A 25,806-nucleotide genomic window follows, 5' to 3' on the forward strand; every position below is an offset into this window, starting at 1 on the left:
GGAGGCGACCGCCGTGCCGTGTGTGCTGGCGACCGGGGCGCCGGCCGCGAACCCCTTCTGCTCGACCCCGCCGGTGATGGAAGCATGGGCGCCGACGCCGCCGTCGATGATGCCGATGTCGGGGTGTCCGCCACCGCCGCCTTGTGCCAGCGCTGCCGCGGCGGCGGCCGTGACGGGCGCGGCACCGCTTCGCATATGAATGTGGTTGGCCGTGAAGTCGCCGCCGGGCGCGACATCCTCGAGCCGCTCCATCGCCTCTTCGAGCGAAAGGCCGCGCGGCGCGGCGAGCGTCACGGAGCGGAGGCCGAGCTCCTGAAAGTCGTCTTCCCCAACGATCGTGAAGCCCGCTTCCCGAGCGGCGGCGAGCGCGGCCGGATCGGGATCGACGGCGATGATCTCGCCGCGAACCGCCGGGCCGACATCGGTCATCTCCAACAGGTCGGGATGGGCGCGAACCAGGTCGCGCATGCGGCCGATGCGGCTGTCGGCGAGTTTCCGGGCGGTTTCGCCGATGCGGCCCGCGGCCCGCGTGGCGCTGTCGACGGCGTCGTTTCCCGTCCGGCTGACGCGGTCCAGCACCTGCCCGACACTGCCCGGAAGCGCCCGCCCAAGGCCGCCGCCGGGCAGAAGCTGCGCCCCGGCCGCGCTCGCGCCCAGAAGGGCAAGCGCGCCGAGCGTCATTGTCGCGAACCGCCGGCCAAGCCTCATAACGCCGCCTCCTTTGCATATTTTTTCTGTCTCGGGGATTAAACGTGCCAGACCGCCCGTTTCCTCCCACGAAGCCAATGGAGACGCCTGTTCAGGCCTTCGAACGCGAGCTGCTGACACTGCTGCCCCGGCTCCGCCGGTTCGCCCGCTCGCTTGCCCGCGACGCGGCCGACGCCGACGACCTGTGCCAGGTAGCGCTGGAGCGTGCGCTCAAGGCGAAGGATCAGTGGCAGGCCGGAACGAGACTGGATGCCTGGATGTACCGAATTACACGCAATTGCTGGATCGACGAGGTGCGCGCCCGAACGCGCCGCGCCCAAACCTTCGCCCCGGAGGAAGCGGGCCACGGCGTCGGCGTGGCAGGCGACGCGGAGATCAGGGCCGAGATGCACGATGTTGACCGCGCGATGGGCGCGCTTCCCGACGAGCAGCGCGAGGTGATCGCGCTCGTACTGGTCGAAGGGCTCGCCTACAAAGAGGCGGCGGAGATACTCGACATACCGATGGGAACGCTGACCTCGCGGCTTACGCGGGGACGGCAGGCGCTGGTCCGGCGGCTGGAGGCGGCATGATGCAGATCGATGACGACAGGCTGATGGCCTATGCCGACGGCGAGCTGGATGCCGCCGAGCGCGAGGCGGTGAAACAAGCGCTCGCCGAGGATCCCGGGCTGCGCGAGAAGCTGGCCGAACAGCAGCGGCTGCGCGCGACGCTGTCGGGACATTATGGCCCTGTCGCCGCCGAAGAGGTGCCTGATCGCCTGCTGGCGGTGCTTGGCGCGCGCAACACGAGGGACGATGTCGCCTCGCTCAGCGCGGCGCGGGAGAAGCGACGTCGGCCCCTGTGGCGCAACCTCGGCACTATCGCGGCGAGCCTGGCGGTAGGGTTGATGGCGGGACAGCTGATCCCGCTCCAGCGGGGCGGTCCCATAGGCGTGGAGGAGGGCGCGCTGGTCGCCCAAGGCGGCCTCGCCGAAGCGCTGGATACGCAGCTCGCCTCGGCCCAGGCACCGGATGCGGCGACCCGGATCGGCGTCAGCTTCGCGGACCGGCAGGGCCGCTTTTGCCGATCGTTCGATTCCGCCGACCTGGCCGGGCTGGCTTGCCAGCAGGGCGGGAACTGGCGGGTAGTGATGACGGCGCCCTCCGAGGCCAGCAATGCGGCGCAATATCGCCAGGCCGGCTCGTCGATCGTCCTTGCGGCCGCCCAGGAAATGATGGCCGGAGCGCCGCTCGACGCCGAGGCCGAACGGGCGGCGATGGCGGCCGGCTGGAAAGAATCGGGCACGCTTCGGGATTAAAGCCGCCGCGCCCGCCGTTCCCTTCCCGAACGACAATTTCGGCGGGAGTGAGCCCATGCGTATTTCGTCCATCCTGATCGCGGCATCGGCGGTCGCGGCGCCCGCCCTGGCCGAGCCTACGGTCGAGCTTTCGACCGGCCTCGAATATCAAGAGGGCGAATATGGCACCGGCGAGAGCATCGAGATTTGGACGGTGCCGACGAGCGTGCGCGTCCAGTCCGGACAGGTCATCCTGAGCGCCACCCTCCCCTATCTCCGCGTCGACGCGCCCGGCAACGTGGTCGGCGGAGGTGGCGGCATCCTCGGCTTGCCGATCATCATCGATCCGAACGAGCCGCCCGAGCGTGTCCGCCGCGACGGCGTGGGCGACCTGGAGCTGGGCGCGGCTTATGTCGTGCCGACCGATGACATCGGGATCACTTTCTCAGGCCAAGTGAAGGTTCCAACCGCCTCGACAAGCAAAGGGCTTGGCACGGGCGAGATGGACTATGCCGTGGGCGCGGAGCTTTCCAAGACGTTCGGGAGCGTCACACCCTTCGTCGGCGTGGGCTATACGATGCCGGGCGATCCGGAAGCGTTCGAGCTTCGGAACAGCCTGTCCGCACGGGCCGGTGCGGCGGTGCAGATGGCGAGGCGGGTGCGCGGCCATGTCGCTTATGGCTATGCCCGGAGCTTCAGCCCGCTGGTGCCGGACGAGCAGCAAGTCTCGGCGGGCGTGAATGCGGGGCTTTCGGATCGGCTGTCGCTGGGCCTCTACGGGGCGGCCGGCCTGTCGGAGGGCTCGCCCGATGTCGGCGCGGGCTTGAGGCTAGGGACTGCCTTCTGATCTCGCGTCCGGAACCGCCGTCTGGCCTCCCCACGATCGGATCGCTACAGTCGCCCGACGACCCGAAAGACATGTCGGAGGCACCATGAACGAGCGCATTTCCCCTCCGCCCCAGGCGATACAGGGGAGCCATTGCAGCCCTGAGGAGTATGAGGCGCTCTATCGCCAGTCGATTGAGGAACCGGACAGGTTCTGGGTGGGGCAAGCGAAGCGGCTCGATTGGTTCATATCTCCGACCCAGGCCGGCAATTGGTCTTTCGATCCGGTCGACATACGCTGGTACGAGGACGGCGTCCTCAACCTCTGCCACAATTGCGTCGACCGACATCTGCCCGAGCGGGCCGACCAGGTCGCGCTCTTGTGGGAGGCCGACGCGCCGGGCGTGACGCGGAGCCTTACGTATCGTCAGCTTCATGCCGAGGTCGTTCGCATGGCGAACTGCCTCAAATCGCTCGGCGTGAAGAAGGGCGACCGCGTCACTCTCTACCTGCCGATGATCCTGGAGGCGGCGGTGGCGATGCTCGCCTGCGCGCGGATCGGCGCGGTCCATTCGGTGGTGTTCGGCGGGTTCTCGCCCGAGGCCTTGAGGGGGCGGATCGAGGATTGCGGCAGCCGCATCGTCGTCACCGCCGACGGAGGGGCGCGGGGCGGAAAGCTGGTGCCCTTGAAGGCCAATGTCGACGCGGCGCTCCAGGGCGGGCCGGAGGTCGACGCGGTTCTGGTCATCCGGCACTGCCGTAACGACGTCGCCATGATGGAGGGCCGCGACCTTTGGTATCACAACGTGGCGGCGGACTTGCAGGGCGATTGCCCCTGCGAGCCGATGAGCGCGGAGGATCCGCTGTTCATCCTCTACACGTCAGGGTCGACGGGGAAGCCCAAGGGCGTGCTCCATACGACCGGCGGCTATGCGGTGTGGACCGCGCTCACCTTCCACTATGTGTTCGACTATCGACCCGGCGAGATCTTCTGGTGCACGGCCGATGTCGGCTGGGTGACGGGGCACAGCTACGTCGTCTACGGCCCGCTCGCCAACGGCGCGACCAGCCTGATGTTCGAAGGCGTGCCGAATTATCCGGATTCCAGCCGCTTCTGGGACATGGTGGAGCGACACAAGGTCAACATCTTCTATACCGCGCCGACCGCGATCCGCGCACTGGCGCGGGAGGGCGAGGGGCCGGTCAAGAAGCATGACCGCTCCTCCATCCGCATCCTCGGCACGGTCGGCGAGCCGATCAATCCCCAGGCCTGGCTCTGGTATTACAAGGTCGTCGGCGACGAGCGCTGCCCGATCGTCGACACCTGGTGGCAGACCGAGACGGGTGGCATCATGATCACCACCCTGCCCGGCGCGCACGACATGAAGCCCGGATCGGCGGGCAAGCCCTTCTTCGGCGTCGTGCCGGAGCTGGTCGACGCGAACGGCCGGGTGCAGGCCCCTTCGACAGGCTCAGGACAGGGAGGCGCGGCCGAGGGCAATTTGTGCATCGCCCGAAGCTGGCCCGGCCAGGCGCGGACCCTCCATGGCGACCACGACCGCTTCGTTCAGACCTATTTTTCGACCTACAACGGCCAATATTTCAGCGGCGACGGCTGCCGCCGCGACGAGGACGACTATTACTGGATCACTGGTCGGGTCGACGACGTGATCAACGTCTCCGGCCACCGCATGGGCACGGCGGAGGTGGAATCGGCCCTCGTCTCCCACCCGCTGGTCGCCGAGGCGGCGGTGGTCGGCTATCCGCACGACATCAAGGGACAGGGAATCTACTGCTACGTGACGCTGATCGCCGGCGAGGAGCCGAGCGAGGCACTGGCGGCGGAACTCAAACAGCATGTGAGGAAGGAAATCGGCCCGATCGCGACTCCGGACCTGATCCACTTCACGCCCGCGTTGCCGAAGACCCGCTCCGGCAAGATCATGCGGCGGATCCTCCGGAAGATCGCGGAGAACGAGTTCGGCAATCTGGGCGATACCAGCACGCTGGCGGAGCCGGCGCTGGTGGACAGTCTTATCGAAGGGCGGCGCAACCGATAGGCGGGTGAGGATCGCGACGCCGCGGGCGGCTCATTTCGCCTCGGACGGGCGGACGAAATGAAATAATTTCACCCCGTGCTTGCTCAGGCTCCAGACGATTTTCGCGAGGCAATTATAGTCCGCGCCGGGGGGTCGGATCACGCGGAGCGGTGTTTTATTGGCGGCCCATTTCTTCGCGTTGGCCTCAAGCTGCCGCTCGGTCAGCGTACGGTCGGCGAGCCTCACCCTACAGCCCCACCTGCGACTCGCGGTGACGACGATCGTCTCTTCATCGCCCTCCTCTGCCGCCGGCGACTCAGGGCCCTCGGTGGAGCGCGGGACCGTCGCCGCGGTCGACCTGCCGGCTGCGGCCGGCAGCGACGGTGTGAGACCGGGCTCGCGGCGGCTGCTGTCATCATCGTCCGCCACCGAGGCGAGCGACCCGGCTCTCCACATGGATATCCGAGCCAGCGCGCCATCGCGGGATTCCAGCTCCGCCCGCGCAATCATGTCATCCTTCGTCACATGTCCTTTCAGATAGGGATAGGCTCCGTTATCGAGGGCGAGGCGAAGGAGTCGTTTCCACTCGCCACACTTGGCGAGCGCCTCCTCAGCCAACAGCCTCGCCGGCTTTTCGGACCTTTTCGCCGAGGCCGCAGCTTCATTCTCGGCGCATCGCCGCCAGCCCCGTTCGACCGACAGGCGGGCCAGCGTCGCGCGGCCGTGGTCACGCATCCAGGCCGGGTCCTCGATGCTGGCGCGCAACTCAGCCCGCTCACGCTCCAGCAGGAGCCGCTTATCCTGATGCCGATCCAGCGAGGGAGAATGGACGGCCATGATCGCCGCCGCGACGGCCACGGCGAAGAATGGATCGGCAGGCGGGAAACACGACATGAAGGGAGTCTATCAGCCGGGGGGTTCGCCTTCCACTCGCCCTGAAAAGCGCGGCGCCGGGGCCGGTTGTATGACGCCATTCGTTTCGACGAACGTGCCGCGGGCGGCGTTGTGGGGGTGAGCGGGAGCTTCGGCCATCGAGAGGATCGGCGCTACGCAAGCGTCGGTGCCTTCCAGCAGCGCGCACCATTCGTCGCGCGGCCGGGTGCGGAACAGCTCCGTCAGGCGGGCACTGAGCTCGGGGTCGGCTTGTGAAACCGAAAGGTTGAGCTTTTCCGACAGGGCGGCGAAGAATTGCGGCTCCAGCGCGCCCAATGCAATGAACTTGCCGTCGGCGCATTCATAGCTGTCGTAGAAGGCGGCGGCGCCGTCGAGCAGGTTCGCGCCGCGCTCGTCCTTCCATAGGCCGGCGGCGAGAAGGCTCCAGGTCTGAGCGGCGAGGAGAGCAGCGCCGTCGACCATCGCGCAGTCGATCACGCTGCCCTTTCCGGTCGCCCGGGCGGAGAGGATGCCGGCCAGCATGGCGAAGGCGAGCAGCATACCGCCGCCGCCGAAATCGCCGACAGCGTTGACCGGCGGCGTCGGCTTGCCCTCGGCGCGGCCATAGCCGTGCAGGTTGCCGGCGAGTGCGATGTAGTTGATGTCGTGCCCGGCGGCCTGGGCGAGCGGTCCCTCCTGTCCCCAGCCGGTCATGCGGCCATACACGAGGCGGGGATTGTCCGCGCACAGCACCTCCGGCCCCATCCCCAGCCGCTCCGTCACGCCGGGACGGAAGCCCTCGATCAGCCCGTCGGCGGTGCGTGCCAGCTCCCACACCCGCGCCACGTCGATGCCGTCCTTGAGGTCGAGTGTCAGTATCTCCGCGCGGTTACGCCGAAGGATGTCCTTGTCCGGAGGGATCGGCGGATTCCAGCCCGCCCGCTCGATCCGCACCACCTCGGCACCGTGATCCGCCAGCATCATCGCCGCGAAAGGCGCCGGCGCGAGACCCGCGAGTTCGACGATGCGAATGCCGGCGAGCGGCTTCACAACGGACCGCCCCGCCACTCTGGCATCCGCCGGTCGCCCAGCGCCACGTCGACGGCCCCAGCGGCGAGGAGGCGCGTCGAGTCAAGGATAGGCAAGGGCGAGACATCCCCTGTGATCAACAGCGGAATTTCGGTGCAGACGAGGGCGACGGCGTCGCAGCCGCGCTCGGCCATCCGCCCGATTATGCGAACATATTCCGCCCGGGAGGCTTCAGTGAACACGCCGAGGCAAAGCTCGTCGAAGATGATGTCGTGGATGATCTTGCGATCGGGTTCGTCGGGAATCTCCCAGGCAAGGCCGCGGCGACCGAAGGCGCCGGGATAGACCGGGCCCTCCATCGTCCAGCTGGTGCCGAGGATAGCGATACGGCGACGGCCATCGGCCCGCGCCTGGTCCGCCACCACTTCACCGATGTGGAGGCAAGGAATGGGAAAGGGCTCGCCCGGCGCTTCCAGCGCGATGTGGGCGGTATTGTCGGGAAGGACAAAGAAGTCCGCCCCGGCCGAGGCGAGCTTTCGGGCATCTCCCATGAAGAGGGCGCGGAGCGAGGGCAGGTCGCGCCGCTCCCACGCATCGAGGGCCTGATACATGGCGGTCCCGGTCAAGGTGATTTCGGGGTGGTTATGAGCCCCGAGGCGCCGGACGCCTTCCATCCAGGCGGTGCGGTAGCAGAGCGTCGCGCCTTCGGCGCTATGAGCCAGGATGCCGATGTGCTTCATCGACTCATGCTGGCGCGAGGGCCGCGAAGGGGCAAGGCCTCAAATGATCTTCAACCAGATGGTTTACTATCTATTAGTGAAACCGATTGGTTGAATAACGCAGCTTAGCGCGGTGCCATTCGGATGGCGCCGTCCAGCCGCACATATTCCCCGTTGAGATACGGGTTCTCGGCCATGAATACGGCCAGACGCGCATATTCTTGAGGCTGGCCGAGGCGTTTCGGGAAAGGCACCTGGGCACCGAGTGCTTCCTGCACATTCTCGGGCATCATCGCGACCATCGGCGTCTTGAACACGCCCGGCAGGATCGTGTTGACGCGAATACCCTCGTTCATCAGATCGCGGGCGATCGGGAGCGCCATCCCGAGCACGCCGGCCTTCGAGGCGGAATAGGCGGCCTGTCCGATCTGCCCGTCCTGTGCCGCGACCGAGGCGGTGTTGATGATGAGGCCCTTCTCACCGTCCTCCAGCGGCTCCAGATCGGCCATGCCGGCGGCGGACGCAGCGAGGACGCGGAAGGTGCCGATGAGGTTAATGTTGATCGCCAGCTCGAACTGGTGGATCGGATAGCGCTTGATCTCGCCGGTCTGCTTGTCGCGGCCGACGGTTTTAACCGCGTTGGCAACACCGGCACAATTGACGCAGAGGCGCTCCTGCCCATGCGCCTCGCGCGCTTTGGCGAAGGCGGCGTCGACGGCTTCGTTCGACGTGACGTCGACTTCACAGAACACGCCGCCGATCCCGGCGGCGACCTTCTCGCCCTTCTCCACGTCGCGGTCGAACACGGCGACCTTCACCCCCCTCTCGGCCAAAGCCCGCGCGGTAGCCTCGCCGAGGCCGGAAGCGGCGCCCGTGACGACCGCCGATATTGAACCATCCAGTTTCATTTATTGTCCTCTGTGACGTTATGTGAAGCCTTAGCGACGATCGGGCCCGAAGTGAATGCGGATTGCCGGAACGACGAAGCCGCTCGACCCAGCTTCGACTACGGGCGTTACGGCAATCTCGGCACCTGCCGACGCGGCAGCCTGCGAACGTGCCGCCGCCGTCGCTCGCTCGGTTGATTTCGCTGACTAGGACCTCGCCGTCCCGGCCCTCCCACCATCGACCTTGGGCGGCAGCGGGAACAGGGTGATGAAGCGCTCGGCCAGGGCGCGATCGCCCGTGGTTTCGAGCGCCCCTGCCTTGGCCAGCGCGTCAAGCGGCTGACCGCCGTAAACCGCGGCCGCGAGCGTGGCGGCCGAACCGGTAAAGACGGCGTCGGCGTCATCCGGCTCGCCGCGGGCCGCCTGGAAAATCCCGTTCTCGATCGTCGCCAGAAAGTCTTCGCCGCCGAGGCGGAAGCCAATGCGCGCCGTCATTCCCTTCGACCGTTCTGCGTCGAACATGGTGCGGAAGCTCAGCATGATCGAGGTCGCGCTGATCGGCAGCGCCGGATCATGCTGGGGCGAGCGGGCGGCCCAGCGGCCGAGACTCTGGACGATCGGTTCAGCCTCATAACCCCATTCGGTCAGTTCATAGACCTGGGTCGAGGCGGGGGCTGGAAGCTTCCGGCGGGCGAGAAGTCCCGACGATTCCAGCCCCTCGAGTCGCTGCGTCAACACGTTGGCGCTTATTCCGGGCAGATCGGCGCGAAGGTCGGAGAAGCGCTTCGGCCCGAGCATTAACTCCCGCATCACCAGCAAGGCCCAACGCTCCCCCACGAGGTCGAGGGCATGGGCGGTGCCGCAGGCATCGTCGTAACGCCTTTTCGCGGCGGCTTGCCGTACGCTAGTTACTTTTTGTGACTCCATAGTTGCTTTTTATAACTCACAGGTGCATCTGGGTCAAATAGTGATTCGCGGATAAGGAATTTCGGGTGAACGACAGTTCAGAAATGACGCGGGCCACCGAGCGGAAACCAGAAGCAGCGGCGGGGTTCAGCTTTGCTCGCATGGCTTTCCCCAATGAAAGCTCCGCGTATCGCGAGGCGCGAGACGCGCTGCTCGACGCCGAAATCGCGCTCCGTCGCCAAACCGAGGTCGTGGCCGAGATGCGCCGCACGCTTCCGCCCGGCGGCGAGGTGCCCGAGGATTATGTCTTCGAGCGCATCGGCGCCAACTTCCGGCCCAAGAAGGTCCGGCTCTCCGAGCTGTTCGGCGAATTCCCGACGATCCTGATTTACAGCTATATGTTCGGACCGGAGCGTGACAGCCCCTGTCCCGGCTGCACGCATTTGCTCGACTGTATTGAAGGCGCGGCACGGCATGTGCCCCAGCGTGCACCACTCTATGTGGTCGCCAGGTCGCCGATCGCACGACTCGCCGCTTGGGCGCACACGCGCGGCTGGAACAATCTTGAGCTGCTCTCCACCGCCGGCAACAGCTACAGCGCCCATTATTACGGCAACACCGCGGCGCTTACGCCGGCGATGCGGGCGCAGCGCGGTTACAAGGACAACGAGAATTGGGATGAGCCCATGCTCAACGTCTTTCGGAAGGACGAGAACACGATTCGCCATTTCTGGGGCAGCGAGCTGGTTTTCACCCCCGAAGATCCCGCCCAGGATCACCGCGGGCTGGATTTCGCCGATGCCGTATGGGGACTGCTCGACACGACGCCTGAAGGGCGCGGCGACACCTTCTTTCCCAAGATCGCCTACGGCCAGGAGAACGCCGGGGCGGGATCACGACTGATCGGATCGCGAGGAGAATGACGATGGCCGATGCCCAAAACCTCGCTCCGGCCGCCGAACTGGCGAAGAAAGGCAGCAAGCCTTTCGCCGGAGAGAGCGAGAAGTATCGCGAGGCACGCACCTCGCTGCTCGCGGAGGAAATCGAGCTTCGCCGCCAGATCCAGCATGTCGCGGCGCAGCGCCGCGCGTTGCCGCCCGGCCCGGTGGCGAAGGATTATCGCTTCCTCGACAAGGATGGAAACGAGCTCGGGCTCATCGACCTATTCGGCGAGCACGACACGCTCTTCACCTATTTCTGGATGTACGGGCCCGAGCGCGAGCGTCCCTGTCCCATGTGCACCTCGTTCGTCGGCTCGCTCGACATTCCCGCGCCCGACATCGAGCAGCGCATCGCGCTGGCGATCGTCGGCCGCTCTCCGGTCGAGCGCCAGCTCGCCTTCGCCCGCGAGCGCGGATGGACGCACCTCAAATTCTACCAGACCATCGGCGACGATTTCGCCCGCGACTATCGCGCGCTGACGGATGGCGAGGAAGGGATCGACGAAGGAGCGGCCGTGCTCGTCTGGAAGCGGGATGGCGACAAGGTGCGCCTGTTCTGGGCGGCCGAAGGCGGCTTCGAGACCGCCGATCCCGGCTTCGACCCGCACCTCGCGCCCGATCCGACGCCTTTGTGGAACATCCTCGACATGACGCCCGAGGGACGCGGGACCGATTGGTACCCGAAGCTGCAATATTGATCCGATTTCAAGAGGAAAAGACCGTGACCCAGATGATATTCGTAAACCTCCCCGTCACCGATCTGGAGGAGTCGAAGGCCTTCTATTCCGCCATCGGCGCGACCAACAATCCGCAGTTCACCGACGAAACGGCGGCCATGATGTCCTTTTCCGAAGCCGTGAATGTCATGCTGCTGACGCACGAGAAATATAATCAGTTCACGTCGAAGAAAATCGTCGACGCGAAGAGCCAGAGCGAAGTCCTGCTGGCGCTGTCGCGCGACAACCGCGGGGCGGTCGATGCGATTACGGAGAAGGCGCGGCAGGCGGGCGCGGTCATCGATCCGACGCCGCAGCAGGATTACGGCTTCATGTATGGCCGCAGCTTCGAGGATCCGGACGGCCACATCTGGGAAGTGATGTGGATGGACGTCGAAGCCGCTCAGGCCGCGATGGCCGGCGAGACGGCCGAGGCCTGATCAACCCTTTGAGAACAAGGAGAGGCGAAATGCCCGCACAACATGAATTGTCGATCACCCGCTTCATCGATGCGCCGCCCGAGGCCGTCTATCGCGTCTGGACCGAGCGCACCGGCGAATGGTGGTGCCCCAGGCCCTGGACGACGCCGGTGGTCGAATGGGACCTGAAGGCCGGTGGACGCGCCTTCACGGTGATGCGCTCGCCGGAGGGCGAGGACATGCCGCACGACGGCATCTTCCTGGAAGTCGTGCCGAACGAGAAGATCGTCTTCACCAACGCCTTCACCGCCGGCTGGGTGCCGCAGATGCTCAGCGGCGAAGGCTGCGATTTCGGCATGGTCGCGATTATGACCTTCGAAGCGGAGGGCGGTGGCACCCGCTACACCGCCCGCGTCCGTCACTGGGACGAGGAGGCCCTGAAGGCGCATGAGGCGATGGGCTTCCACGAAGGCTGGGGCCAGGTCGCCAACCAGCTCGCGGAACTCGCCGAAGCCGAGGTGACGGCCGAGAGTCAGGCGGCCTGAGCCGCCGAAAGGGAGGGAGAGCACCATGCCCGTCGATCCTAACGCCGAGATCGAGATCACCGCCCTCAAATGGGTGCCGGAGATGGCCCACGGTCTGGTGCGCGACCTCCGCGTCCGCTGGGCGCTCGAGGAGGCGGGCTTGTCCTACCGAGAACGCCTGCTCGACTTCCTGGGCGAACGCTCGGCGGACGATCTTCGCGCCCAGCCCTTCGGCCAAGTGCCGGCCTACCGGGAAGGCGACGTGCATCTGTTCGAAAGCGGCGCGATCGTGCTCCACATCGCCCAGCGTTCGGACGCGCTGATGCCGTCCGACCCTGCCGGCCGCGCCCGCGCGCTCGCCTGGGTGATCGCCGCGATCGACAGCGTCGAGAAGCCGATCTGGAATCTCGTCGAGATCAACATCTCCGCCGGCGCCGAATGGGGCCGCCTGCGCCGCCCCGAGGTGGAGGACGCGATCCGCCGGCGGCTCGGCCAGGTGTCCGCCCGGCTTGGAAGACGTGATTATCTGGAGGACCGCTTCACCGCCGGCGACCTAATGATGACGACGGTGCTGCGCATCCTGCGCCGCACCGACCTTGTCGCCGAGCATCCCAATCTCGCCGCCTATCAGGCGCGCTGCGAGGCACGGCCCGCCTTCGGGCGCGCGCTGGAGGCACAGCTCGCCGTATTCGCGAAACATGAACCCGCCGAAGCGGTTTAACCTGCATCAATCCAAGGAAGGAGAAAAGCCGTGACCTATGTCGAAGGATTTGTGGCCGCCGTTCCCGCCGCGAACAAGGAGGCCTATCGCAAGCATGCCACCGATGCTGCTCCGCTCTTCAAGCAGTTCGGCGCTACCCGCATGGTCGAGGCCTGGGGCGATGACGTGCCCGAAGGCAAGGTTACCGACTTCAAGGGAGCCGTAAAGGCGAAGGACGACGAGACCGTCGTCTTTTCGTGGATCGAATATCCCGACAAGGCGACCCGTGACGCGGCCAACGAGAAGATCAGATCCGATCCCAAAATGAAGGAAATGGGCGCGTCGATGCCGTTCGACGGCCAGCGCATGATCTTCGGCGGCTTCTCCCCGATCGTCGAGGAGGCGTCAGGCGCGAAGGGCGGTTATGTCGATGGCTATCTGGTTCCGGTTCCGGCCGGCAATCAGCAGGCCTATCGCGAGATGGCCCAGAAGGCCGCGGACGTGTTCAAGGAATATGGCGCGACCCGGGTGGTCGAGGCGTGGGGCGACGACGTCCCGGACGGCAAGGTCACCGACTACAAGGACGCGGTGAAGGCGAAGGGCGACGAGAAGGTCGTCTATAGCTGGGTCGAATGGCCGTCCAAGCAGGCCCGCGACGAAGCCTGGCCCAAGATCATGGAGGACGAGCGGATGAAGCCCGATCACGCCAACATGCCGTTCGACGGACAGCGCATGATCTATGGCGGATTCTCGCCGATCCTGGACGCCTAGAACGTCCCACACAAGGTTCCGTCCCCACGCGGGGGCGGAACCGGGTGCCCAGGTAGAAACGAAGGAGACCCACCGATGACCTACATTGACGGATTCGTGATCCCCGTGGCGCCGGGCAAGAAGGAGGCCTACCGCAAGATGACAGCCGAGGTGGCGCCGTTCTTCATGGAATATGGCGCGCTCGAGATCGTCGAATGTTTCGAGGACGACGTGCCCGACGGCAAGGCCACTGACTTCCGCCGCGCGGTCGACGCCGAGGAGGGCGAGAAGATCGTCTTCTCCTGGATCGTCTGGCCTTCCAGGGAAGTGCGCGACGACGGCCAGAAGCGCATGATGGAAGACCCGCGCATGAAGCCGCCGGCCGAAATGCCGTTCGACGGCAAGCGCATGATCTTCGGTGGCTTCACGCCGATCTTCCAGTCCGGCTCGAGCAGGATCGAAGCCGCGCGCGCGCCGGAACGCGAGCCCGCCTGAACCCCTGCCGTCTCCCTCCCGCCGGGGGAGACGGCGCCCCCTCCGTATGAAAGGACTGCCCATGTCCGAACTTGCAGACACCGCGACCAAGCCAACCGGTACGAAACCGGGTCCAAACCCTCACGGCAGCTTCATCTGGTATGAGTTGCTCGCCACCGACCCGGACGCGGCCGCCGATTTCTACGGCAAGGTCGTCGGATGGAAAACGCGCGATTCCGGGCAGCCGGGCATCGACTACCGCCTGTTCTCGGCGCCGGACGCGGACATTGGCGGCTTGATGAAACGGTCCGAAGCCATGCCGCCGCCCGTCTGGCTCGGCTATATCGGCGTCGACGACGTCGATGCCGCCGTGGCGAAAATCAAGCAGGTCGGCGGGGACGTGCATTTGCCCCCCACCGACATTCCGAATGTCGGCCGGTTCGCGATGGTCGCCGATCCCCAGGGCGTGGTCTTCTATGTCATGCGTGGCGACGGCGAGGAGGCGAGCACGGCCTTTGCCGGCATGACCCCCGGCCATTGCCGCTGGAACGAGCTCGTCACCAGCGACCAGGCGGCCGCGCTCGATTTCTATATCGACCAGTTCGGCTGGGAGAAGGGCGACGCCATGCCGATGGGCGAAGCGGGCGACTATCGCTTCATCGACCATCATGGCGAGATGATCGGCGCGGTCATGAACCGGATGGACGGCAAGCAGCGGCCGATGTGGAACTATTATTTCGGCGTGCCGGATATCGACAAGGCGGCCGAAGCGGTTCGCGCCAATGGCGGTACCATCACCTTCGGCCCGCAAGAAATTCCGGGCGGCGAATATGCCGTCAACGCCGTCGATCCCCAGGGCGCGGCATTCGGGCTGGTCGGCCCCAAAATATAAGGAGTGCGCCATGAAGACCGCCGCAATCCTCGTCGCAAGGCTGATCTTCGCCGGAGTGTTCGCAATGGCGGCCGGGTTCAAGTTCGCCGACATGAACGCGACGGCCGAATACATCGCGTCGATCGGCTTCCCGGCTCCATTGCTGTTTGCCTGGCTCGCGGCATTCTTCGAAATCGCGCTGGTCATCGCGTTCCTTACCGGCCTGTTCTTCAGCGAAGCCTCGCTGCTCGCCACCGCCTATGTGCTGTTCCTGGCGTTCGCCTTCCACGGCCCCGCGCATTGGACCGGCAACCAGACAGAGTTCGGGTTCTTCGTGGACCACTTCACCTTCATCGCTGGCTTGCTGTTCGCGGCGGTGCACGGCCCGGGAAGTGCGATGGTTCTTCGGCGAGGCGGTCGCGGCCTGGTGGGGAATCACGCCTGAAAACGCCCACGCAAATTCAAAGGAGAGAAGAAATGTCAGACAATAAAATCGTCACCTGCCTGTGGTTCGACCATGGCGAAGCGCGCAAGGCGGCGGAATTCTACGCCGCGACCTTCCCCGACAGCCAGGTCGGCCCGCTGCACCGGGCCGCCTCCGACTATCCCGGTGGCGAGCAGGGCAATGAGCTCACCGTCGAGTTCACCGTGCTCGGCCAATCCTTCGTCGGCCTGAACGGCGGGCCCAATTTCAAGCCCAACGAGGCGGTCAGCTTCATGGTCATCACCGAGGATCAGGAAGAGACCGACCGCTACTGGAACGCGATCGTGAACAATGGCGGCGCGGAGAGCGCCTGCGGCTGGTGCAAGGATCGCTGGGGCTTCTCCTGGCAGATCACGCCCCGCGTGCTTTTAGAGGCGATGGACAATCCCGACCGTGCCGCCGCGAAGCGGGCGATGGACGCGATGATGACGATGCGCAAGATCGACGTCGCCGCCATCGAACACGCGATGGATGCCGAACCCGTCGCCTGATGATCGTGGCCCGGCCGTCTTCGGACGGCCGGGCCAGCGGTCCCGGACCAGCCGGTGATCGCGAAGCGGCCGTAGGGTGCGAACGGGGGCACGTAGGACACGTTGTGGTCCTGCGGAACGAGGAACATGTTGAGCGAATTGAATCGCGGCCGGTAGCCCGCGACGATGTTGCCTTCCTTATCGAAGAAGTTGAGGTAACCGCCCCAATCGGGCCGCGAGAAGTTCAGCACATAGGCGACCAGCCAGCCTTCTTCATCCTTGATGTCCTGATGCCAGGACAGGAACTGGTTCGGCGCGTAGAGAGTCGCCTGGGCATCGGCCCATTTGAGCTGGGCCGCCCCGTTACCTCGCGCACGAGATCGAGAAACGGCGCCGAATTGATGTCGCCCATCAACCGGTCGTGGGCGGGGCTTGCCGACCAGCCGGCCATCGAGGCGTCGTACATCTGATATTGCGAATAGACGAAGGCAAAGCCCTGTCCCTGCATCACGGCGCCGACCTTGTCGCCGATCGCCCGCATCTGATCGGGAGGCAGGGTGGCGCTCTGTTCGCGGCGCAGCTTGCGCGGCCCATCCTCGGCCGCGTTCCAGGACATGCCCCAAGGCGTGTTCTGGATCAGCAGCATGGCGATGGCGCTGGCCGATTCAGACGTAAGCTCGTCCTTGATCTGTATCCTCCTATGCTCGGCGAAGAGGATGCCAGGCGAGCCCGGTCGAGAGCCGGATTGATTTCAAGCATCACGGCGGCTTGGGTCGTCGAGTCAGACATGCGGCTTCATTAGCAACTGGGAGGCTCCGCCTACAGGGTGCCGGTCAGACGGCGGTAACGGCCGACAAGGCCTCGGCAAATCGCGCGGGATCTCCCTTCTTCAAGCCGGCGATGTTGATGCGGCCGGACTGGGGCATGTGGATGGCGTGGTCGCGGCCGAGGATTTCGGTCTGCTCGGCTGTCAGCGGCAGCATCGAGAAGATGCCCCGCTGTGACTGGATATGGCGGAGCATCGGCACTTCGCCCGAATAGACCCCGAGATCGCTGCGAAGGCCGAGAAGGCGGCGGCGCATGGCGGCGAGCTCCTCCTCCCAAAGCGTCCGCAGAGGAGGGTCATGGAGGACGTGGGCGACGGTGCCGGCGCCGTGAGCGGGCGGCATCGAGACCAGGGAACGGCTGATCCGCTCCATCTGCCCCTGCACGCGGGCGCGCTCGTCCGCGTCGACGCAGAGCGCGAAGAGAATGCCGACCCGCTCGCGATAAAGGCCGAACGCCTTGGAGCAGGAAACGGCGATGAGCGCGCGCGGCAGCGTGGCGGCGGCCTCGCGGATGATGTCCAGGTCCGCCTCGAGGCCGCCGCCCAAGCCGTAATAGGCGGCATCGATGATCGGCACGGCGCCGCGTTCCACCAGCATGGCGAGAAGCTCTCGCCGTTGGTCGCGCGAAAGGTCCGCGCTCGTTGGATTGTGGCAGGGGCCGTGGAAGACGAATAGGTCGCCGGCCTCGGCGCTCTCCGCCGCCTCGGTGATGGCTTCGATATTGATCGCCTGGCGGTCGATGTCGAAATAGCGATGGGTGACCAGCTCCAGCCCGGCCGCGCCGGCAAGGGTGGCGTGGTTGGGCCAGCTCGGCAGACCCAGGTGCAGGCGAGACGCCGGATAGGCGGCGAAGGCGGAATCGACCGCGATGCGGAGCGCCCCGGTTCCGCCCGTTCCCTGGATCGCGGCGATGCGGCCGTCGCGCACGGCGGGATGATCCGTGCCGAAGATCAGCTCCGTCATCCCCGCGACGAAGCGGTCGTCGCCGTGGAGCGCCTGGTAGGCCTTGCTGTCTTCCTCGGCCAGGATGGCGGCTTCGGCCTCCTTCACGGCCGCCATGATCGGTGAGTGACCGCTGTCGTCGCGATAGACGCCGACGCCGAGGTCCATTTTCTCCGGCCGCGGGTCCGCGCGGAATCTGGCCATCACCGCGTGGAGCGGATCGGCGAGCGGTTCCGGAAAGCGATCGAACATGCGGCGAACCCCTTAGTCTGGATAGCCAGGACGGAAGCCGCTATGAGAGCGTTACGACGGCGGAGGCAAGAGGCCTTCAGTCGGTTACATCGACGAGCGAGTAAAAAATGGCGGGCAATCCCTTCACCAACCATCCGCACGAGGTCGGCGAAAGCTATGGCGAGCATCTCGCCCATGCGGGGCAATCGGGGTTGCGGCTGGTCGGCAGCGGAATCGCCTGCCTGATCCATGCGGTGTTTCCCTTCCTGTTCGTCCACACGGCGAGCGACACGGTGAAGGACATGCACCGCGGCATCGCCAAACGCACCGACGGGCCCAATTGGGAACGGCATCCGATCATTTGAGAGCGATGCGGGGGGCATCATGCGAGCACTTTTCCTGGGCGCGTTGCTGCTCTTCGTGCCGTCGATGAGCGACGCTAGGCCGCGAGCGCGCGAGGCGGGGATCGGAATCGGCATCCTGCCGCCGGGGCCGCTCAACGCGATTACCGACGTGACGGGGGTCGAGGTCGGGCATGTCACCCTGGTCGGGGGCGAGACGATTCGCACCGGCGTGACGGCGATTCTTCCCCATGGCGGCAATCTCTACCAGGACAAGGTTCCGGCCGGCTTCGCGGTGGCGAACGGCTACGGCAAGTTCATGGGATCGACCCAGATAAACGAGCTGGGCGAAATCGAGACGCCGATCCTCCTCACCAACACGATGTCCGTTCCCGAGGCGGCGGCGGGCATTATCGAATGGACGATCGCGCAGCCGGGCAATGAGGATGTCCGCTCCGTCAATGCCGTGGTGGGCGAGACCAACGACGGCTATCTCAACGACATCCGCGCCCGCCGGGTACGCAAGGAAGACGCGGTCGCCGCCATCGAAGCGGCGCGGCCGGGGGCGGTGGCGGAAGGCTCGATTGGTGCCGGCACGGGCACGATCGCGTTCGGCTGGAAGGGCGGTATCGGCACCAGTTCCCGCAAGCTGCCCGCGAACCTCGGTGGCTACACGGTCGGCGTACTCGTCCAGAGCAATTATGGCGGCAACCTGGTCGTCGACGGGGCGCCCGTCGGCGAGGCGCTCGGCCAATATTATCTGAAGGACGAGGTCGCGTCCGACGCCGCCGACGGCTCGGTCATCATCGTCATCGCCACCGACGCGCCGCTCTCCGACCGAAACCTGAAGCGCCTCGCCCGCCGGGCCTTCGTGGGCATCGCGCGTACGGGGTCGCCGATCACTAACGGCTCGGGCGATTATGCGGTGGCCTTCTCGACCAACGAGGCGGCGCGGCGCACGCCGGCGCGGCGCGAAGCGGCTGGCACGATCGGGGAGCTTCCCAACGAGATGATGTCGCCGCTGTTTCAGGCGACGGTGGAGGCCACGGAGGAGGCAGTGATCAACTCGCTGTTCGCCTCGGAAGCGATGGAGGGCCACCGCGGCCGCATCGAAGCGCTGCCGATCGATGAGGTCGTGCGCCTCGCCCGCGACTGAACAGGCTCAGCGCCCCAGCCGTTCCGCATGCCAGCGGAGGTGATCCTCCATGAAGGTGGAGATGAAATAGTAGCTGTGGTCGTAGCCCTCCTGCAGGCGGAGGGTGAGGGGGATGCCGGCCTTTTCGCAGGCCTCGGAGAGAAGCTCGGGCCGTAGCTGCCCTTCCAGGAAATTATCGGCTGTGCCTTGATCAATGAGGATTTCAGGTACTCTCGCGCCATCCTCGATCAGAGCCGTGGCATCGTGGCGGCGCCAGGACGCCCGGTCGGAGCCGAGATAACCTGTCAGCGCCTTCTCCCCCCAAGACACGCGCGCCGGCGCCACAATCGGGGCGAAGGCAGAGACGGACTTGAATCGGTCCGGGTTCTTGAGCGCGAGGGTGAGCGCGCCGTGACCGCCCATGGAATGGCCGGTGATCGCCTGACGCGCCATGTTCGCCGGGAACTGCTCCGCGATCAGCGCCGGCAGGTCGCGGGTAATATAGCTTTCCATGCGGAAATGCTTCGACCAGGGTGCCTCCGTCGCATCGACATAGAAGCCGGCGCCCTTGCCGAAATCATAGGCTTCGTCGTTAGGGACGGTATCGCCGCGCGGACTGGTGTCCGGCGCGACGAAGATCAGGCCCAGTTCCGCGCAGGCGCGGCGATATTCGCCCTTCTCCATGACGTTGGCGTGGGTGCAGGTGAGGCCGGAGAGATACCAGACGACCGGCAGCTTCGCGCCTTTCGCGTGCGGCGGGACATAGACGGCGAAGGTCATGTCCGTCCGCGTCTCGGCCGAGGCGTGCCGGTGCACGCCCTGAACGCCGCCGAAGCTCTTGTTGGTGGAGAGGGTTTCGAGGGTCATTCTTGCGGCGGGCGATAGAGGCCGCAAAGCTTGTTGCCGGCGGGGTCGCGCAGATAGGCGAGATAGAGCTTGCCGAAGCCGCCCTCGCGATAACCCGGCGGGTCTTCGCAAGTCGTCCCGCCGCTGGCGAGGCCGGCAGCGTGCCAGGCATCGACCTCATCGGGCGACGCTCCCGCGAAGCCGACCGTTCCGCCATTGGCATGGCAGGCGGCCTCCCCATCGATCGGCTTCGAGATCATGAAAAGCCCGCCATTGTGCGTGTAGTACACGCGGCCCTTGTCGTCGACGCGACCCGACTTCGCGCCGAGGGCGCCGAGGACCGCGTCGTAGAAGGCCCTGGACTTGTCGACGTCGTTGGCGCCGAGCATCACGTGTGAAAACATATCTTCCCGTCTCCCTTTTGGCGATGTCTTCAATAGACCACGACGCTGCGGATGCTCTCGCCCGCGTGCATCAGGTCGAAGCCCTTGTTGATTTCCTCGAGGCTCAGCACGTGCGTGATCATCGGGTCGATGGCGATCTTGCCGTTCATATACCAGTCGACGATCTTCGGGACGTCGGTGCGTCCCCTGGCGCCGCCGAAGGCCGTGCCCTTCCAGACGCGGCCGGTGACGAGCTGGAACGGGCGTGTGGCGATTTCCTTGCCGGCTTCGGCGACGCCGATGATGATGCTCTCGCCCCAGCCGCGATGGCAGCATTCGAGCGCGGTCCGCATCACCTCGGTATTGCCCGTCGCGTCGAAGCTATAGTCGGCGCCGCCGTCGGTCAGCTCGACGATCTTCGCGACGGTCTCCTCGCGCGACAGACCCTTGGTGTTAAGGAAGTGAGTCATGCCGAACTGGCGGCCCCATTCCTCGCGTTCCGGGTTGATGTCGACGCCGATGATCTTGTCGGCGCCGACCATTTTCGCACCCTGGATGACGTTGAGGCCAATGCCGCCGAGGCCGAACACGACGACGTTGGCGCCCGGCTCGACCTTGGCGGTGTTCACCACAGCGCCGACGCCCGTGGTGACGCCGCAGCCGATATAGCAGCTCGTCTGGAAAGGCGCGTCCTGGCGGATCTTGGCGACAGCGATCTCGGGCAGGACGGTGAAGTTCGAGAAGGTCGAGCAGCCCATATAATGATGGATGGTCTGGCCCTTGTAGCTGAACCGGCTGGTGCCGTCCGGCATCAGGCCCTTGCCCTGCGTGGCGCGGATAGCGGTGCAGAGGTTGGTCTTGCCCGAGAGGCAGGACTTACACTGGCGGCATTCGGGCGTGTAGAGCGGGATGACGTGGTCGCCAGGCTTCACCGAGGCGACGCCCGCCCCGACCTCGCGCACGATCCCCGCGCCTTCATGACCGAGGATCGACGGGAAGATGCCCTCGCTGTCGAAGCCGTCCAGCGTGTAGGCGTCGGTGTGGCAGATGCCCGTCGCTATGATCTCGACCAGCACCTCGCCCGCCTTCGGCCCTTCGAGATCGAGCTCGACGATCTCGAGCGGCTTTTTGGCTTCGAAGGCAACGGCGGCGCGGGTTTTCATCGGTGCGGTCTCCTGATCTCGCCCGCTCCCTAGCCGCTCGTCCCGAGCGAAGTCGAGGGGCGACGATCCTCCTTTCGTCATGCTGAACTTGTTTCAGCATCCAGTCCGCCGCCCCCATCGCGGGTGACAAGATGGATCCTGAAACAGGTTCAGGATGACAGGTGGCTAAGGCAGCATGGCTTTCGGGAATCCACCCCAGGCCTCGTCGTAATCGAGCTGCATCTGCTCGCACTCCAGCGCGAACTCCGTGGGCAGGAAGGGCCAGCAGCTTTCCACCATGAAGGCGAGCGTGCCCTCGATCTTGTGGGGCTTGAGCTCCGCCTCGCTCGCCGCCTTCCAGCTCGCGACGTCGGGACCGTGGCCGGACATCATGTTGTGCAGGCTCATGCCGCCCGGCGCGAACCCTTCGGCCTTGGCGTCATAGGCGCCGTGGATGAGGCCCATGCATTCGCTCATCACGTTGCGGTGGAACCAGGGCGGGCGGAACGTGTCCTCGGCCACCATCCAGCGCGGCGGGAAGATGACGAAATCGGCATTGGCGCGGCCGGGCACGTCGCTGGGCGAGGTGAGGACGGTGAAGATGGACGGATCGGGATGGTCGAAGCTGACCGTCCCCATCGCGTTGAAGCGGGCGAGGTCGTATTTCCAGGGCGCGAGATTGCCGTGCCAGGCGACGACGTCGAGCGGGCTGTGATCCAGCGTGGTAGTCCAGAGCGAGCCCAGATATTTCTGGACGAGCTCGAATTCGCCGTCGCGGTCCTCATAGGCGGCGACCGGCGTCTCGAAGTCCCGAGCATTGGCGAGGCCGTTGGAGCCTAGCGGGCCAAGCTCGGGAAGGCGGAACAGGCTGCCGTGATTTTCGGCGACATAGCCCCTCGCCTCCCCGTCCGGCAGCAATATGCGAAAACGGACGCCGCGGGGCACCAGCGCGACCTCGCCCGGCGCGATGTCGATGCGGCCCAGCTCGGTGAGGAGCGTGAGACGACCCAACTGCGGAATGAAGAGCAGTTCGCCGTCCGCATCGACGAAGAAGCGATCCTCCATGTCGCGATTGGCACGGTAGATGTGGACGGCGGCGCCTTCCAGCGAAGCCGGATCGCGATTGGCGACCATCGTCGTCATGCCATCGATGAGGTCGGTCGCCTCCTTGGGAATGGGAAGCGGATCCCAGCGGAGGCGATTGGGCGCGAGCGGCGCATCCGACGTGCCAGGGGAGAAGAATTTGGCGCCTTCGTAGCGGCGGTAGGGCGGATGCTCGGCGCTGGGGCGCATGCGGTAGAGCCAGGAGCGTCGATTCTCATGGCGGGGCGCCGTGAAAGCCGTGCCGGAAAGCTGTTCGGCATAGAGGCCGTGCGCGGGCCGCTGCGGCGAATTACGGCCTTCGGGAAGGGCACCCCGCACCGCCTCCGTAGCGAAATGGCCGCCGAAGCCGCTCATGTAACCGTCCGTCGCCACGGCCTCTCTCCTCATTCAGCGCATCAACACCAGTTCTTCGGCCATGGTCGGGTGGAGCGCAACCACGGCGTCGAAATCGCTCTTCTTGAGCCTGGCCTTGACCGCGATGGCGGCCGCCTGGAGGATTTCGGGAGCGTCGGGGCCGATCATGTGGATGCCGACCACCTCCTCCGTCTCGCCGTCAACGATCAGCTTGTAGAGCGCGCGCTCGTTGCGGCCGGCGAGCACATTCTTCATCGGGCGGAAATCCGCCGTGTAGGTCTTGATCGTGCCGAGCCGGTCGCGCGCCTGGCCTTCGGTGAGGCCGACCCCGGCCAGCGGCGGATGGCTGAAGACGGCGGACGGAATGCTCTCATAATCGACGCGCGTCGGCTTGTCCCCGAACATCGTATCGGCGAAGGCGTGGCCCTCGCGAATGGCGACCGGGGTCAGCTGCACACGGTTGGTGACGTCGCCAACCGCGTAAATGCTGTCGCAGGTGGACTTGTTGTCGGCATCGACCACAACGGCACCCTTCTCATCGATTTCGACTCCGGCCGTTTCGAGGCCGAGGCCATCGGTGTTCGGCGTCCGCCCTATTGCGAAAAGAATGGCATCGGCCTCGATCGGATCGCAACCGGTGAGGTAGACGGTGAGTGTCCCGTCCTCGGCTCTCTCAACCGTCTGGAAGGCGGCGTTGAACTTGAAGTCGATGCCCTTGGTGATCGAGATTTGCAGCAGCCGGTCGCGCAACGCTTCCTCATAGCCGCGCAGGATGACGTCGGAGCGGTTCACCACCGTCACCTTGCTGCCGAATTCGTGGAAGATGCCGGCGAATTCGTTGGCGATATAGCCGCCGCCCGCGATCACGATCCGCTTCGGCAACTCGTCCAGGTGAAACACCTCGTTCGACGAGATGCCATGCTCGGCGCCCGGAAAGTCCGGCATGACCGGCGTCGCGCCCGTGGCGATCAGGATTTTGCCGGCGGTGACGGTGCGGCCGCTCGCGAGCGCGACCTCGTGCGGACCGGCGACGGTGGCGCGCTCCTTGATGATATCGACGTCGTGACGCTCGAGATTCTCCGTGTACAACCCTTCGATCCGCGACACTTCGTCGAGGACATTGTCGCGCAAGGTCGGCCAGTTGAACTTGCAGTCGGACACCTCCCAGCCGAAACGGCGGGCATCGGCGATATCCTCGGCGAAATGGGCGCCGTAGACGAGCAGTTTCTTGGGCACGCAGCCGCGAATGACGCAGGTGCCGCCAACCTTGTGCTCTTCGGCGACCGCCACCCTGGCGCCGTGGGCGGCGGAAACGCGAGAGGCACGCACGCCGCCCGAACCCGCGCCGATGACGAAAAGGTCGTAATCGAACTTCTTGGTCATTCCGCTTCCCCAAATGCGCGTTCGATCAAGGCCCTGGTGGAGGGATCGAAGTCGAACGCGTCGCCGCTGTCGATGGCCTTGGCGATTTCCTTGCCGAACTCGACCCCGAACTGGTCGAACGGATTGATGCCGAGCAGCACCGCGTTCACGAAGGTGCGGTGCTCGTAGAAGGCGAGGAGCGCGCCGAGCGTCGCCGGATCGACGCGGTCGAGGAGGATGGTCGTCGAGGGCCGGTCGCCGGGGTAGCTGTGCGCGGGATCGTCGGCCTGCTTCCCGGCCATCAGCGCCGCCCCCTGGGCGAAGCAGTTGATTAGGAGCTGGCGGTGGTGGTCGAAGGCGAGGCCGTGCTCCGGCTCGATCGCGGCGATGAATTCGACGGGGACGAGATGCGTCCCCTGGTGGAGGAGCTGGAAAACCGCATGCTGTGCGTCCGTGCCGACGCCGCCCCAGACGATGGGTGAGGTGGCACGGCCGACGGGCTTGCCGTCCGTGGTCACGCGCTTGCCGTTCGATTCCATCTCCAGTTGCTGGAGGTAGGAGGGGAGCAGCCGCAGCCGCTCGTCGTAGGCGAAGACGGCGCGCGTCTCGGAGCCGCGGACATTGGCGTAATATCGGTCGACGAAGGCGACGAGCACAGGCGCATTCGCCGCCGGCGGCGCGAGGCGGAAATGGCGGTCCATCGTTGCCGCGCCCTCCAGCAGCTCCTCGAACGCCTCCCAGCCGAGCGCGAGGGCGATGGGGAAGCCGAGTGAAGACCAGAGCGAGTAGCGTCCGCCCACCGTCTCGGCGAAAGGCAGGACGCGGGTCTCGTCGACACCGAACGCGATCGCCTTGCCGGGGTTGGCGGTGAGCGCTACGATGCGGCCGTAAGGATCGGCGACCCCGCCCTCCTGCATCCAGAGCAGGGCCGACTGGGCATTCAGCATCGTTTCCGAGGTGGTGAAGGTCTTGGAGGCGATGACCAGCAGGGTCGTCTGCGGATCGAAGCCGCCGATGGCTTCCTCCAGCGCGGCGCCGTCGACATTGGAGATGACGGCGGTCTTATAACGCTGCTCGTCGCGACCGAGCGCGTCGATCAGGAACTTGGGGCCGAGTGCCGATCCGCCGATGCCGATGTGGAGGATCGAGCGGATCGGCCCGAACGCCTCCGCCTCTATCGCGTCGACGAGGGCGCGCATCCGGGCGTGGAAACCCTGAGCGCGGGCGACGCTCTCCGGCGTCCCCTGCCCGCGTTCGGCGGTATGCTCGGCCGCGCGGCCTTCGGTGACATTGATTTGCTTCCCCGAGAAGAGCGCCTCGCGCGCGCCAGCCAGGTCGCGCGCCTCGGCGAGCGCCTCGAAAGCGGAGACTAGGGAGCCGTTCAAATGAGTCTTCGAGAAATCGAACCGGATGCCGGCTTCCTCAATCGTGAGCTTTGTCAGTCGATCGGAATCGGATTTGAACAGGTCGCTGAGCGGCTGGGTCTCGGCTTTTTCGACATTGGCCCAAGCATCGCGCATCCGCT

The 25,806-nt window shown here is 65.8% G+C and carries 29 protein-coding genes and 2 pseudogenes; 16 read left to right on the forward strand and 15 right to left on the reverse strand.

The window, feature by feature from the left end; all coding sequences use genetic code 11:
- Positions 1-708, reverse strand: a pseudogene (locus VIR62_RS12760) (S8 family serine peptidase); the annotation flags it as partial.
- A gap of 77 nt (positions 709-785) precedes the next feature.
- Here VIR62_RS12760 and VIR62_RS12765 point away from each other — a divergent pair.
- The 4 genes from VIR62_RS12765 (at position 786) to acs (ending at position 4,872) form a co-directional block, all read left to right on the forward strand.
- Complete coding sequence (locus VIR62_RS12765; RefSeq protein WP_431871838.1) at positions 786-1,280, forward strand: RNA polymerase sigma factor; 495 nt, start codon at positions 786-788, stop codon at positions 1,278-1,280.
- The gene (locus VIR62_RS12770; protein ID WP_431871840.1) at positions 1,277-2,008 is read left to right on the forward strand and encodes an anti-sigma factor family protein; all 732 of its coding nucleotides are present in this window, start codon (positions 1,277-1,279) and stop codon (positions 2,006-2,008) included. Before VIR62_RS12765 ends, VIR62_RS12770 begins: the two co-directional genes overlap by 4 nt.
- Positions 2,009-2,063: 55 nt before the next feature.
- A complete protein-coding gene (locus tag VIR62_RS12775) occupies positions 2,064-2,834 on the forward strand; it encodes a transporter (protein WP_431871842.1) in 771 nt (256 codons plus the stop codon).
- An 85-nt stretch (positions 2,835-2,919) separates the two neighbouring features.
- Entirely contained in the window at positions 2,920-4,872 is a 1,953-nt protein-coding gene (acs, locus tag VIR62_RS12780) for an acetate--CoA ligase (protein WP_431871844.1), read from the forward strand.
- A 30-nt stretch (positions 4,873-4,902) separates the two neighbouring features.
- Here acs and VIR62_RS12785 read toward each other — a convergent pair whose 3' ends face one another.
- The 5 genes from VIR62_RS12785 to VIR62_RS12805 form a co-directional block, all read right to left on the reverse strand.
- Positions 4,903-5,745 carry a hypothetical protein gene (locus tag VIR62_RS12785; protein ID WP_431871845.1) on the reverse strand — a complete coding sequence of 281 codons (843 nt, stop codon included), beginning with the start codon at positions 5,743-5,745 and terminating at the stop codon, positions 4,903-4,905.
- Between the two features lie 12 nt (positions 5,746-5,757).
- A complete protein-coding gene (locus tag VIR62_RS12790; RefSeq protein WP_431871847.1) occupies positions 5,758-6,774 on the reverse strand; it encodes a CaiB/BaiF CoA transferase family protein in 1,017 nt (338 codons plus the stop codon).
- Positions 6,771-7,493, reverse strand: coding sequence for an aspartate/glutamate racemase family protein (locus VIR62_RS12795; RefSeq protein ID WP_431871849.1), 723 nt, complete (start codon positions 7,491-7,493; stop codon positions 6,771-6,773). The genes VIR62_RS12790 and VIR62_RS12795 overlap by 4 nt, the downstream gene beginning before the upstream one ends.
- Before the next feature lie 104 nt (positions 7,494-7,597).
- The gene (locus VIR62_RS12800; protein WP_431871851.1) at positions 7,598-8,380 is read right to left on the reverse strand and encodes an SDR family oxidoreductase; all 783 of its coding nucleotides are present in this window, start codon (positions 8,378-8,380) and stop codon (positions 7,598-7,600) included.
- A 186-nt stretch (positions 8,381-8,566) separates the two neighbouring features.
- A complete protein-coding gene (locus tag VIR62_RS12805) occupies positions 8,567-9,286 on the reverse strand; it encodes a winged helix-turn-helix transcriptional regulator (protein ID WP_431871852.1) in 720 nt (239 codons plus the stop codon).
- 65 nt (positions 9,287-9,351) lie between these two features.
- Here VIR62_RS12805 and VIR62_RS12810 point away from each other — a divergent pair, with 65 nt between their 5' ends.
- The 10 genes from VIR62_RS12810 to VIR62_RS12855 all read left to right on the forward strand — a co-directional run bounded on the left by VIR62_RS12810 (position 9,352) and on the right by VIR62_RS12855 (position 15,635).
- Complete coding sequence (locus VIR62_RS12810) at positions 9,352-10,188, forward strand: DUF899 family protein (protein WP_431871854.1); 837 nt, start codon at positions 9,352-9,354, stop codon at positions 10,186-10,188.
- 2 nt (positions 10,189-10,190) lie between these two features.
- Positions 10,191-10,904: a DUF899 family protein gene (locus VIR62_RS12815; RefSeq protein ID WP_431871856.1), complete on the forward strand. Its 714-nt coding sequence runs from the start codon at positions 10,191-10,193 to the stop codon at positions 10,902-10,904.
- A gap of 32 nt (positions 10,905-10,936) precedes the next feature.
- A complete protein-coding gene (locus VIR62_RS12820; protein ID WP_431871943.1) occupies positions 10,937-11,362 on the forward strand; it encodes a VOC family protein in 426 nt (141 codons plus the stop codon).
- 29 nt (positions 11,363-11,391) lie between these two features.
- Complete coding sequence (locus tag VIR62_RS12825) at positions 11,392-11,886, forward strand: SRPBCC family protein (RefSeq protein ID WP_431871858.1); 495 nt, start codon at positions 11,392-11,394, stop codon at positions 11,884-11,886.
- A gap of 25 nt (positions 11,887-11,911) precedes the next feature.
- Positions 11,912-12,586, forward strand: coding sequence for a glutathione S-transferase family protein (locus tag VIR62_RS12830; protein WP_431871860.1), 675 nt, complete (start codon positions 11,912-11,914; stop codon positions 12,584-12,586).
- Between the two features lie 30 nt (positions 12,587-12,616).
- On the forward strand, positions 12,617-13,336 hold the full coding sequence (locus VIR62_RS12835) for a DUF1428 domain-containing protein (RefSeq protein ID WP_431871862.1): 720 nt from the start codon (positions 12,617-12,619) through the stop codon (positions 13,334-13,336).
- A gap of 75 nt (positions 13,337-13,411) precedes the next feature.
- Positions 13,412-13,810 carry a DUF1428 domain-containing protein gene (locus VIR62_RS12840; RefSeq protein ID WP_431871864.1) on the forward strand — a complete coding sequence of 133 codons (399 nt, stop codon included), beginning with the start codon at positions 13,412-13,414 and terminating at the stop codon, positions 13,808-13,810.
- A 61-nt stretch (positions 13,811-13,871) separates the two neighbouring features.
- The gene (locus VIR62_RS12845) at positions 13,872-14,681 is read left to right on the forward strand and encodes a VOC family protein (RefSeq protein ID WP_431871866.1); all 810 of its coding nucleotides are present in this window, start codon (positions 13,872-13,874) and stop codon (positions 14,679-14,681) included.
- 10 nt (positions 14,682-14,691) lie between these two features.
- Positions 14,692-15,105: a DoxX family protein gene (locus VIR62_RS12850; RefSeq protein WP_431871868.1), complete on the forward strand. Its 414-nt coding sequence runs from the start codon at positions 14,692-14,694 to the stop codon at positions 15,103-15,105.
- 32 nt (positions 15,106-15,137) lie between these two features.
- Positions 15,138-15,635 carry a VOC family protein gene (locus VIR62_RS12855; RefSeq protein ID WP_431871870.1) on the forward strand — a complete coding sequence of 166 codons (498 nt, stop codon included), beginning with the start codon at positions 15,138-15,140 and terminating at the stop codon, positions 15,633-15,635.
- Between the two features lie 107 nt (positions 15,636-15,742).
- On the opposite strand, the pseudogene VIR62_RS12860 reads toward VIR62_RS12855, so the two are convergent.
- The 3 genes and pseudogenes from VIR62_RS12860 to VIR62_RS12870 all read right to left on the reverse strand — a co-directional run.
- Positions 15,743-15,916, reverse strand: a pseudogene (locus tag VIR62_RS12860) (2OG-Fe(II) oxygenase); the annotation flags it as partial.
- A complete protein-coding gene (locus VIR62_RS12865) occupies positions 15,859-16,260 on the reverse strand; it encodes a hypothetical protein (protein ID WP_431871947.1) in 402 nt (133 codons plus the stop codon). The pseudogene VIR62_RS12860 and the gene VIR62_RS12865, both read right to left, overlap by 58 nt.
- Before the next feature lie 187 nt (positions 16,261-16,447).
- Positions 16,448-17,635, reverse strand: coding sequence for an aromatic amino acid transaminase (locus tag VIR62_RS12870; RefSeq protein WP_431871871.1), 1,188 nt, complete (start codon positions 17,633-17,635; stop codon positions 16,448-16,450).
- A 107-nt stretch (positions 17,636-17,742) separates the two neighbouring features.
- On the opposite strand from VIR62_RS12870, the gene VIR62_RS12875 reads away from it, so the two are divergent.
- Together VIR62_RS12875 and VIR62_RS12880 are read left to right on the forward strand one after the other, a co-directional pair.
- The gene (locus tag VIR62_RS12875) at positions 17,743-17,979 is read left to right on the forward strand and encodes a DUF6356 family protein (RefSeq protein ID WP_431871873.1); all 237 of its coding nucleotides are present in this window, start codon (positions 17,743-17,745) and stop codon (positions 17,977-17,979) included.
- 19 nt (positions 17,980-17,998) lie between these two features.
- Positions 17,999-19,111: a P1 family peptidase gene (locus VIR62_RS12880; protein WP_431871875.1), complete on the forward strand. Its 1,113-nt coding sequence runs from the start codon at positions 17,999-18,001 to the stop codon at positions 19,109-19,111.
- Between the two features lie 6 nt (positions 19,112-19,117).
- Here VIR62_RS12880 and fghA read toward each other — a convergent pair whose 3' ends face one another.
- From fghA to pgi, 6 genes are all read right to left on the reverse strand, one after another.
- Positions 19,118-19,957, reverse strand: a complete 840-nt coding sequence (fghA, locus tag VIR62_RS12885) for an S-formylglutathione hydrolase (RefSeq protein WP_431871877.1) — start codon at positions 19,955-19,957, stop codon at positions 19,118-19,120.
- Positions 19,954-20,340 carry a VOC family protein gene (locus VIR62_RS12890; protein WP_431871878.1) on the reverse strand — a complete coding sequence of 129 codons (387 nt, stop codon included), beginning with the start codon at positions 20,338-20,340 and terminating at the stop codon, positions 19,954-19,956. Before VIR62_RS12890 ends, fghA begins: the two co-directional genes overlap by 4 nt.
- A 29-nt stretch (positions 20,341-20,369) precedes the next feature.
- Entirely contained in the window at positions 20,370-21,482 is a 1,113-nt protein-coding gene (locus VIR62_RS12895) for an S-(hydroxymethyl)glutathione dehydrogenase/class III alcohol dehydrogenase (protein ID WP_431871879.1), read from the reverse strand.
- 165 nt (positions 21,483-21,647) lie between these two features.
- A complete protein-coding gene (hmgA, locus tag VIR62_RS12900; RefSeq protein WP_431871945.1) occupies positions 21,648-22,919 on the reverse strand; it encodes a homogentisate 1,2-dioxygenase in 1,272 nt (423 codons plus the stop codon).
- 33 nt (positions 22,920-22,952) lie between these two features.
- Positions 22,953-24,302 carry a glutathione-disulfide reductase gene (gene gorA, locus VIR62_RS12905; protein WP_431871881.1) on the reverse strand — a complete coding sequence of 450 codons (1,350 nt, stop codon included), beginning with the start codon at positions 24,300-24,302 and terminating at the stop codon, positions 22,953-22,955.
- Positions 24,299-25,801, reverse strand: a complete 1,503-nt coding sequence (gene pgi / locus VIR62_RS12910) for a glucose-6-phosphate isomerase (protein WP_431871882.1) — start codon at positions 25,799-25,801, stop codon at positions 24,299-24,301. The genes gorA and pgi overlap by 4 nt, the downstream gene beginning before the upstream one ends.
- Positions 25,802-25,806: the final 5 nt, after the last annotated feature.

It is taken from the genome of Allosphingosinicella sp. (genome assembly GCF_036570505.1).
GTDB lineage: Bacteria > Pseudomonadota > Alphaproteobacteria > Sphingomonadales > Sphingomonadaceae > Allosphingosinicella.

Bases quoted from the DNA above. Each gene is read 5' to 3' on its own strand.
- VIR62_RS12765 (WP_431871838.1), top strand. From the start codon at position 786: ATGGAGACGCCTGTTCAGGCCTTCGAACGCGAGCTGCTGACACTGCTG.
- VIR62_RS12770 (WP_431871840.1), top strand. From the start codon at position 1,277: ATGATGCAGATCGATGACGACAGGCTGATGGCCTATGCCGACGGCGAG.
- VIR62_RS12775 (WP_431871842.1), top strand. From the start codon at position 2,064: ATGCGTATTTCGTCCATCCTGATCGCGGCATCGGCGGTCGCGGCGCCC.
- acs (WP_431871844.1), top strand. From the start codon at position 2,920: ATGAACGAGCGCATTTCCCCTCCGCCCCAGGCGATACAGGGGAGCCAT.
- VIR62_RS12785 (WP_431871845.1), bottom strand. From the start codon at position 5,745: ATGTCGTGTTTCCCGCCTGCCGATCCATTCTTCGCCGTGGCCGTCGCG.
- VIR62_RS12795 (WP_431871849.1), bottom strand. From the start codon at position 7,493: ATGAAGCACATCGGCATCCTGGCTCATAGCGCCGAAGGCGCGACGCTC.
- VIR62_RS12800 (WP_431871851.1), bottom strand. From the start codon at position 8,380: ATGAAACTGGATGGTTCAATATCGGCGGTCGTCACGGGCGCCGCTTCC.
- VIR62_RS12805 (WP_431871852.1), bottom strand. From the start codon at position 9,286: ATGGAGTCACAAAAAGTAACTAGCGTACGGCAAGCCGCCGCGAAAAGG.
- VIR62_RS12815 (WP_431871856.1), top strand. From the start codon at position 10,191: ATGGCCGATGCCCAAAACCTCGCTCCGGCCGCCGAACTGGCGAAGAAA.
- VIR62_RS12820 (WP_431871943.1), top strand. From the start codon at position 10,937: ATGATATTCGTAAACCTCCCCGTCACCGATCTGGAGGAGTCGAAGGCC.
- VIR62_RS12825 (WP_431871858.1), top strand. From the start codon at position 11,392: ATGCCCGCACAACATGAATTGTCGATCACCCGCTTCATCGATGCGCCG.
- VIR62_RS12830 (WP_431871860.1), top strand. From the start codon at position 11,912: ATGCCCGTCGATCCTAACGCCGAGATCGAGATCACCGCCCTCAAATGG.
- VIR62_RS12840 (WP_431871864.1), top strand. From the start codon at position 13,412: ATGACCTACATTGACGGATTCGTGATCCCCGTGGCGCCGGGCAAGAAG.
- VIR62_RS12845 (WP_431871866.1), top strand. From the start codon at position 13,872: ATGTCCGAACTTGCAGACACCGCGACCAAGCCAACCGGTACGAAACCG.
- VIR62_RS12850 (WP_431871868.1), top strand. From the start codon at position 14,692: ATGAAGACCGCCGCAATCCTCGTCGCAAGGCTGATCTTCGCCGGAGTG.
- VIR62_RS12855 (WP_431871870.1), top strand. From the start codon at position 15,138: ATGTCAGACAATAAAATCGTCACCTGCCTGTGGTTCGACCATGGCGAA.
- VIR62_RS12865 (WP_431871947.1), bottom strand. From the start codon at position 16,260: ATGCTGCTGATCCAGAACACGCCTTGGGGCATGTCCTGGAACGCGGCC.
- VIR62_RS12870 (WP_431871871.1), bottom strand. From the start codon at position 17,635: ATGTTCGATCGCTTTCCGGAACCGCTCGCCGATCCGCTCCACGCGGTG.
- VIR62_RS12875 (WP_431871873.1), top strand. From the start codon at position 17,743: ATGGCGGGCAATCCCTTCACCAACCATCCGCACGAGGTCGGCGAAAGC.
- VIR62_RS12880 (WP_431871875.1), top strand. From the start codon at position 17,999: ATGCGAGCACTTTTCCTGGGCGCGTTGCTGCTCTTCGTGCCGTCGATG.
- fghA (WP_431871877.1), bottom strand. From the start codon at position 19,957: ATGACCCTCGAAACCCTCTCCACCAACAAGAGCTTCGGCGGCGTTCAG.
- VIR62_RS12890 (WP_431871878.1), bottom strand. From the start codon at position 20,340: ATGTTTTCACACGTGATGCTCGGCGCCAACGACGTCGACAAGTCCAGG.
- VIR62_RS12895 (WP_431871879.1), bottom strand. From the start codon at position 21,482: ATGAAAACCCGCGCCGCCGTTGCCTTCGAAGCCAAAAAGCCGCTCGAG.
- hmgA (WP_431871945.1), bottom strand. From the start codon at position 22,919: ATGAGCGGCTTCGGCGGCCATTTCGCTACGGAGGCGGTGCGGGGTGCC.
- gorA (WP_431871881.1), bottom strand. From the start codon at position 24,302: ATGACCAAGAAGTTCGATTACGACCTTTTCGTCATCGGCGCGGGTTCG.
- pgi (WP_431871882.1), bottom strand. From the start codon at position 25,801: ATGCGCGATGCTTGGGCCAATGTCGAAAAAGCCGAGACCCAGCCGCTC.